Source organism: Trichlorobacter thiogenes, from assembly GCF_900167465.1.
Lineage (GTDB): Bacteria > Desulfobacterota > Desulfuromonadia > Geobacterales > Pseudopelobacteraceae > Trichlorobacter > Trichlorobacter thiogenes.
On the sequence record NZ_FUWR01000016.1, the window covers coordinates 59,914 to 66,934 of the forward strand.

The 7,021-nt window shown below is 52.1% G+C and carries 6 protein-coding genes, 1 tRNA gene and 1 pseudogene; 7 read left to right on the forward strand and 1 reads right to left on the reverse strand.

Going from position 1 to position 7,021, the window contains the following annotated elements:
* The first annotated feature begins 10 nt into the window (after positions 1 to 10).
* From msrB to selD, 7 genes and pseudogenes are all read left to right on the forward strand, one after another.
* Positions 11 to 553, forward strand: coding sequence for a peptide-methionine (R)-S-oxide reductase MsrB (msrB, locus tag B5D39_RS12985; protein ID WP_078790891.1), 543 nt, complete (start codon positions 11 to 13; stop codon positions 551 to 553).
* Positions 553 to 2,067: a mercuric reductase gene (locus tag B5D39_RS12990; RefSeq protein ID WP_078790892.1), complete on the forward strand. Its 1,515-nt coding sequence runs from the start codon at positions 553 to 555 to the stop codon at positions 2,065 to 2,067. The genes msrB and B5D39_RS12990 overlap by 1 nt, the downstream gene beginning before the upstream one ends.
* Positions 2,052 to 2,885, forward strand: a complete 834-nt coding sequence (locus B5D39_RS12995) for a sterol desaturase family protein (RefSeq protein WP_244161414.1) — start codon at positions 2,052 to 2,054, stop codon at positions 2,883 to 2,885. The genes B5D39_RS12990 and B5D39_RS12995 overlap by 16 nt, the downstream gene beginning before the upstream one ends.
* Positions 2,882 to 3,562 (forward strand): TVP38/TMEM64 family protein, encoded by a 681-nt coding sequence (locus tag B5D39_RS13000; RefSeq protein WP_078790893.1) that lies wholly within the window; start codon positions 2,882 to 2,884, stop codon positions 3,560 to 3,562. The genes B5D39_RS12995 and B5D39_RS13000 overlap by 4 nt, the downstream gene beginning before the upstream one ends.
* Positions 3,563 to 3,614: 52 nt before the next feature.
* The gene (gene yedF / locus B5D39_RS13005) at positions 3,615 to 4,199 is read left to right on the forward strand and encodes a sulfurtransferase-like selenium metabolism protein YedF (protein ID WP_078790894.1); all 585 of its coding nucleotides are present in this window, start codon (positions 3,615 to 3,617) and stop codon (positions 4,197 to 4,199) included.
* A 112-nt stretch (positions 4,200 to 4,311) separates the two neighbouring features.
* Positions 4,312 to 4,387 (forward strand) — tRNA-Lys (locus tag B5D39_RS13010).
* A 300-nt stretch (positions 4,388 to 4,687) separates the two neighbouring features.
* Positions 4,688 to 5,645: pseudogene (gene selD / locus B5D39_RS13020) on the forward strand (selenide, water dikinase SelD).
* An 84-nt stretch (positions 5,646 to 5,729) separates the two neighbouring features.
* Here selD and B5D39_RS13025 read toward each other — a convergent pair.
* On the reverse strand, positions 5,730 to 6,893 hold the full coding sequence (locus B5D39_RS13025) for a rhodanese-like domain-containing protein (protein ID WP_078790895.1): 1,164 nt from the start codon (positions 6,891 to 6,893) through the stop codon (positions 5,730 to 5,732).
* Between the last annotated feature and the right edge of the window lie 128 nt (positions 6,894 to 7,021).

The following is a 7,021-nucleotide window of genomic DNA, read 5'->3' on the forward strand; positions in this document are numbered from 1 at the left end:
AGGTAACGCCATGAAAAGCACGGCACTTTTGATTGGAACAATGCTTCTCACCCTGTTGCTGGCCTGCAGCAACAACACTACTTCGACTGCAAAGACAGGCTCAGAACCTGCCAAATCCATTAAACTCTATTCCGTTGCCAGCAAGGGGTACATCATGAGCGACAAGGTGATCAAGACTGAAGAGGAATGGAAAAAACTGCTGACGCCCCAACAATACAATGTCACCCGCGAAAAAGGCACTGAAGCTCCCTTTAGTGGAGCAACCTGGAACACCCATGACAAGGGGATCTATCGCTGCATCGGTTGCGGCAATGACCTGTTCAGTTCAGAACATAAATTTGATTCCGGTACCGGCTGGCCCAGTTTCTGGCAACCGGTGGCAGCGGAAAATGTAACTGAGAAACCGGATAACAGCCTGTTTACGCGGCGGACCGAGGTGGTCTGCAGTCGCTGTGATGCTCACCTGGGCCATGTCTTTAATGATGGCCCCAAGCCGACCGGACTGCGTTACTGCATGAACTCGGCAGCCATGCAGTTTGTCAAGGCTCCCTGATGTCCCTGATCCTGCCGGATACTGCTGAGAATCAGCAACTTTCAGAGAACGTGCATCCTGCAGGCTGGGTCAACCCCACGCCTGCAGGATGCTACAATCTGGTGGTGATCGGTGCTGGAACAGCCGGTCTGATCTGCGCTGCCGGTGCAGCCGGATTGGGAGCAAAGGTGGCCCTGATCGAGCGCAACCTGATGGGAGGCGATTGCCTGAACACAGGCTGTGTGCCCTCAAAGGCACTGATCCGTGCTGCCCGGGCTGTGCATGATGCACGCACCGCTTCAGCATCTGGTGTACTGGGTGGTGATTCAGTTGGGTTTGACTTTGCTGCTGCCATGGAACGGATGAGGCGGCTACGGGCTGATATCAGTCAACATGACTCAGCCAGACGGTTCCGCAATGAACTTGGCGTGGATGTTTTTATTGGTGACGCTAGATTCGTTGCGCCAGACTGGGTGGAGGTGGCTGGTACCCGGTTGAAGTTTAAAAAAGCTGCCATCTGCAGCGGGGCACGGGCTGCTGCACCACCAATACCCGGTCTGCCTGAAACAGGCTACCTGACCAATGAAACGATATTCTCGCTGACTGAGCTGCCACCACGCCTGGCAATAATCGGTGCCGGACCGATCGGCTGCGAGCTGGCCCAGACCTTTTCCCGCTTTGGCAGTAAGGTCACTCTGATTGATCTCTCCCCGACTATTCTTGGCCGGGAAGACCACGATGCTACCGAAATTTTGCAGAACACCTTTGTCCGTGAAGGGATTGATCTCCAGCTGGGTGTAAAGATTCTTAAGGTTGAAAAACAAGACACCGGCAGAGTGGTACATCTGGAGCGAGATGGTCAGCAGATTCAGATTGCTGCTGACCAGATTCTGGTTGGCGTTGGGCGCACTACAAATACAGAAGGACTTGAGCTGCAGACAGCCGGAGTTGCGTTTGATACAAACGGCGTAAAGGTCAATGACCGGCTGCAGACCACTAACGCAAACATTTATGCTGCCGGAGATATCTGCTCTGCCTACAAATTTACCCATCTGGCCGATGCCCAGGCTCGCATCCTGCTGGCCAACGCCCTGTTTAAGGGAAGGCAGAAAACATCAGGCCTGATTATTCCCTGGTGTACCTATACTGACCCGGAGATAGCCCATGTGGGGATGTATGAACAGGATGCAACAGCCCAGGGGATCAGCGTAACAACCCTGACCATCCCGCTTACTGAGGTTGACCGCGCTGTGTTGGATGGCGAAACAGAAGGGTTTGCCAGGGTTTACCTCCGCAAAGGCACAGACAGGATACTAGGGGCAACCATTGTGGCCCGTCATGCCGGTGAGATGATCAATGAGTTTACCCTGGCCATGACCAGCGGTTTGGGACTGGGCGCCATTGCCAAAACCATCCACCCCTACCCGACCCAGGCAGAAGCCATCAAAAAATTGGCTGATACCTACAACCGCACCCGCCTGACGCCATTTGCAAAGAAGCTTTTGTCAGGCTGGCTTGCATGGCAGAGGCGCTGATGCTACAGCTGCCCACCTCTCCAGAGACCATCAGACTATCTCTGTTTGTTGGCCTGTTTTGCCTGCTTGCGCTGGCAGAGCTGTTCTGGCCCCGCCGTCCGCTCAGGGTTGCTAAAAACAGGCGCTGGCTGGCAAATATCGGCATTATTGTGACCGATTCTCTGGTGGTGCGCCTGCTTTTCCCGGTTCTGCCAATAACCCTGGCCGCCACGGCGCAGGCAAACAGCTGGGGACTTTTCAATTTGATTACGGTAACAGGCTGGCCGGAACTGATTGCAGGCCTGCTGATTCTTGATCTGATAATCTATCTGCAGCATCGCCTGTTTCACCGGATTCCGCTGCTCTGGCGTCTGCACCGGATGCACCATACGGACCTTGATCTGGATGTTTCAAGCGGCACCCGTTTCCATCCGCTTGAAATTGCCCTTTCGCTGCTGATCAAAATGGCTGCGGTACTGATATTCGGCATTTCGCCGCTAACCGTGCTGCTGTTTGAGGTTATCCTGAATGCCACCTCAATGTTTAATCATGCCAATCTGGCCATTCCCTTGTCGATTGATCGCTGGTTGCGTCTTGTCTTGATTACCCCTGATATGCATCGGGTACATCACTCGGTGATTCCAAAGGAAACTGACAGTAACTTCGGCTTCAGCCAGCCCTGGTGGGATCGCCTGCTGGGTACCTACCGGGATCAGCCCAAAGAAGGTCACACCGGCATGACTATCGGACTGCATGAATACCGTAACCAGCAAGAACTGGGGTTCTGGCGCCTGTTGCGAATCCCCTTTGAATCCACTCCTGTTCGGAGAGCCCTGTGAATAGCAAAAAAATCATCCTGATCATGATCGGCCTGGCCACGGTGGCCCTGTTCTTTTACCTGGATCTTGGCCGTTTTCTGACCCTTGAAAGCCTGAAAGCCAATCGGCAACTGTTACTGGCCTTTTATGCAGATCATACCCTGCTGATGGTTGCTGCCTTCATGGTTATCTACATCATCCAGACCGCCCTGGCACTGCCTGGGGCAGTAATTCTCTCGCTATCAGCCGGAGCGGTCTTTGGCCCGTTACTGGGTACCACCTATGCCGTCACTGCCGCCTCCATCGGCGCCACCCTCTCCTTTCTGATTACCCGCTATCTGCTGCGTGAGGCGGTGCTCAACCGCTTTGGCAGCAAGCTGGAAACCATTAACAAAGAACTTGAAGAACGGGGTATCAACTACCTGTTGTTCTTAAGACTTGTCCCTGTTTTCCCGTTCTTCCTGATCAACCTTGCAGCTGGACTAACCCGTCTGCCCTTACGCACCTTTGTACTGGGCACCTTCTTTGGCATCATCCCGGGCGGGTTTGTCTTTGTTAATGCCGGGGCAAGTCTGGCCACCATTAACAGCCTGTCTGACATCGCTTCCCCCCGGGTGCTGGGCTCCTTTGCCCTGCTGGGACTGTTTGCCCTGATACCGGCTTTGTATGGCAAAGTAAAAAAGCAAGCAGATTCATGATCTTAATAAGGCACATCCTGTCAATCAGGTATATTTCAAGGAGGACCACCAGATGAAGCTAATCGATTGTCGCAACATGGCCTGTCCTGCTCCGGTACTTGCAACAAAAAAGGCATTGGAAGAGGACGGCGACAAACCTGTTCAGGTACTGGTAGACGCTGGTGCCGCACAGGAAAACGTTACCCGCTTTGCCAAAAGTCGCGGCTACCTGGTAGATGATCAACCGACTGAAGGCGGAATCTCTCTCACCATTTACCGTGATGGCTCAACCTGCCCGGTTGCTGATGAACAGCAAAACCGTGGGACAAAGGTGATTTTAATCTGCTCTGACCAGATGGGTGACGGCCCGGATGAGTTCGGCAGGTTGTTGATGAAAAACTTTATCATCACGCTGCTTGATATGGAGGAACTGCCCCGGCGGATGCTATTTATCAACAGTGCTGTTTTCCTTACCACTGAAGGGTCGGAAGTGCTGGAAGCCCTGGAAGCACTGGCTGGTCGCGGTGTTGAAATCCTCTCCTGCGGCCTCTGTCTCGACTACTTCAACCGCAAGGAACAACTTAAGGCTGGTACGGTAACCAATATGTTCACCACCGTTGAAAGCCTTATGCAGGCAGATTCAGTCATCAGGATTTAACATTTACATAGCAGGAGCATCGCTTACAATAATGAGTGTTAGCGTAAAATACGATTGACAAAATCGTCAAAACAAATATGCTGCGAAAGTTGAATTTACAGTAAACTAAAATGGACTAGTAGCTCAGTTGGTAGAGCAGGCGACTCTTAATCGTCAGGTCGTAGGTTCGAACCCTACCTGGTCCACCATAAACAACTGTGGATTACTTTGATGGGGTGTCGCCAAGTGGTAAGGCAACGGACTCTGACTCCGTCATCGCAGGTTCGAATCCTGCTACCCCTGCCATAGAAAAAAGTAGAATTAAATACTGCAGGTTAGTCTATTCAAGCCGAAAGGAGGGTTTCACCATGTGGATTGAGCGCTTCAGAATTCGTCCGGTTTCCCACTGCAAAGAAGGGTGCCGAAGTTAGCCTGCCGGGCCTCGGCGGGCGAAAATCAACCAACCCCGTGTCAACCAGCACGGGGTTTCTTTATTGTGAGACAAAAGCATGACACACAAAAAGATTAAACTTACTCAAACGGTCAAAGCTGCCGGCTGAGCTGCCAAACTGGGCCCGGAGGGCCTTGCCGCAGCATTGTCGGGGCTTGTACGCCCTGAAGATACACGCCTGATCGTGGGACCGGAGACCTCTGATGGCGGAGGAGTCTATTATCTTACACCGGAGATTGCACTGGTGGAAAGTTGCGACGTCATTACTCCACCTGCCGATGATCCCCGGGCCTTTGGCAGGATCGCCGCTGTCAATGCCCTGTCGGATATCTACGCCATGGGCGGAACGCCGCTGACCGCCATGAATATCGCCTTTTTCCCTGCCTGTAGTCTTGAACCCGCTATTCTGGGAGAAGTGCTGGCAGGGGGACAGGATGCGCTCAATGAAGCTGGCTGTTGTCTTGTCGGCGGACATACGGTTGAGGATACCGAGATCAAGTACGGTCTGTCGGTAACCGGTACGGTTCACCCGGCAGAGGTACTGCGCAACAGCACAGCAGGAGCAGGAGGTAGTCCGCTGGATGTCGCTGTTGAATCGCAATGCGGCTGAACTGATGCTGCCTCATCGGCCATCAGCCTGTACCGATGTTACCGGATTCGGCTTGATCGGTCATGCCTGCGAAATGGCACTGGGAGCAGGTGTGACCATAGAGTTGCAGTTGTTGTCCATACCGCTGATGGCAGGGGTGCTTGATCAGATTGCAAACGGTATGATCCCGGCCGGTTGTTACCAGAATCGTAGTTATTGCCAACCTAAGGTCAGTGCTTGTGAACAAGATACGGACCGTATTCTGCCTTTGTTTGACCCTCAGACATCGGGGGGGCTCATGATTGCCTTTGCACCCGAGAATGCGGAAAACTATCTGCACGAAGCAGCAGAAAAAGGGGTTTTTGCCGTCAGGATCGGTGCTGTCCAGTCATATCAAGGGCATTCAATCAGGCTCTCTACTGATTGAGCAACCTTCTCATTACAGGCGCTCATGATAAACGGGGTGGATTGCTCCGCCCCGTTTATCAACCACAACCAGTTGTATTTGTACTTATTCTGTAATCTTGCAGTTACCATTGTCAAACTTAACGTTTGCATTCAGAACCTTCAGGTTAGTAAATCCTTTAGCCTTCAGTGTTTCATAGGCAATGCTGGAGCGGATACCTGTGGCGCAATGGATCACAACGGTCTTATCTTTAGGTATCTCGGTATAGCGAGTAGCAATCTGCTCAAACGGGATATGCAGTGCCCCTTTGAATCCTCCACCAACCCGCTCAGCATCACCACGAACGTCAAGGATCACCACGTTCGGGTCATTCACCAGTTTATTGAAATCAGCAATGCTGACATCCTGTGGATTAGGTTTGCGGACAAACGTCAGCTTGGTCGGTGCCGGTTTGGGGCCTGACTCAACCTGATTACCCAGCTTTTGCCATGCTTCAACACCGCCCTTAAAATAAGTCGCCTTGGACAGACCATAATCCCGCATCAGCTCCAGGGCCTTGTCAATATCAGCCTGGTTGTCAGTGTAGAACACAATTGGAGCGCCCTTGAATGAAGGCCAGTTCTCTTCATTATACTTACCAAGATCAGCAGCTGGCAGGTTCAGGGCACGGGGGATATGCCCGGCAGCAAACTTGTCCGCAGAGCGGAGATCAAGCAGCAGGATGTTATCATCCTTGACATACTTGGGAGAGACCACAAACGGCAGTTCTGCTTTTGTCCAGGCCGGATCTCCGCCAGAGTACACTTTAACATTGGTGTAGCCATATTTTACAGCCAGCTCTCCCCCCTTGAGTGAGAACGGACAGGTGGGGCCGCCGCACCAGAAGATCAACAGTTTGTTCTTATCCGGTCCCAGCATCGGATGGGACTTGCCTTCCTTATCAAGTTTCTCCATCTCGCCTGAGGGAAGCATCAGCGAGGTCGGGATGGTTCCTGCATGGAAACGGCTTGCCGGACGGCTGTCAAACATCAGGTAATTACCGGCTTCAGGACCTTTAGCCACCAGTGCCTTGACCTCATCGGTGGTAATAACACTGGTACCCTTGGGGAGAGGCGGGAGCTTTGGTTTGGCTGCCTGCTTGTTCGCAGCTGCAACCGTCATTGCTGGTGGGGTCTCGCTTTTAACCTCCGGTCCGGTTTCACAACCAGTTAGCGAGAATACTGCAGACAGTGTTACCAACGACGCAATCACTCTGTTACGGATGCTCATGACTCCTCCTTCGGTAATGGTTTAAATTACAACTTTGATCCCTTTTATCGTAATTTAAAATTTTATCAATAGTAATAATAAATAATATACACATACCAAGCAAACTAGGCATGTTATCGTAATTTACA

Bases quoted from the DNA above. Each gene is read 5' to 3' on its own strand.
- yedF (WP_078790894.1), top strand. From the start codon at position 3,615: ATGAAGCTAATCGATTGTCGCAACATGGCCTGTCCTGCTCCGGTACTT.
- B5D39_RS12995 (WP_244161414.1), top strand. From the start codon at position 2,052: ATGGCAGAGGCGCTGATGCTACAGCTGCCCACCTCTCCAGAGACCATC.
- B5D39_RS13025 (WP_078790895.1), bottom strand. From the start codon at position 6,893: ATGAGCATCCGTAACAGAGTGATTGCGTCGTTGGTAACACTGTCTGCA.
- msrB (WP_078790891.1), top strand. From the start codon at position 11: ATGAAAAGCACGGCACTTTTGATTGGAACAATGCTTCTCACCCTGTTG.
- B5D39_RS12990 (WP_078790892.1), top strand. From the start codon at position 553: ATGTCCCTGATCCTGCCGGATACTGCTGAGAATCAGCAACTTTCAGAG.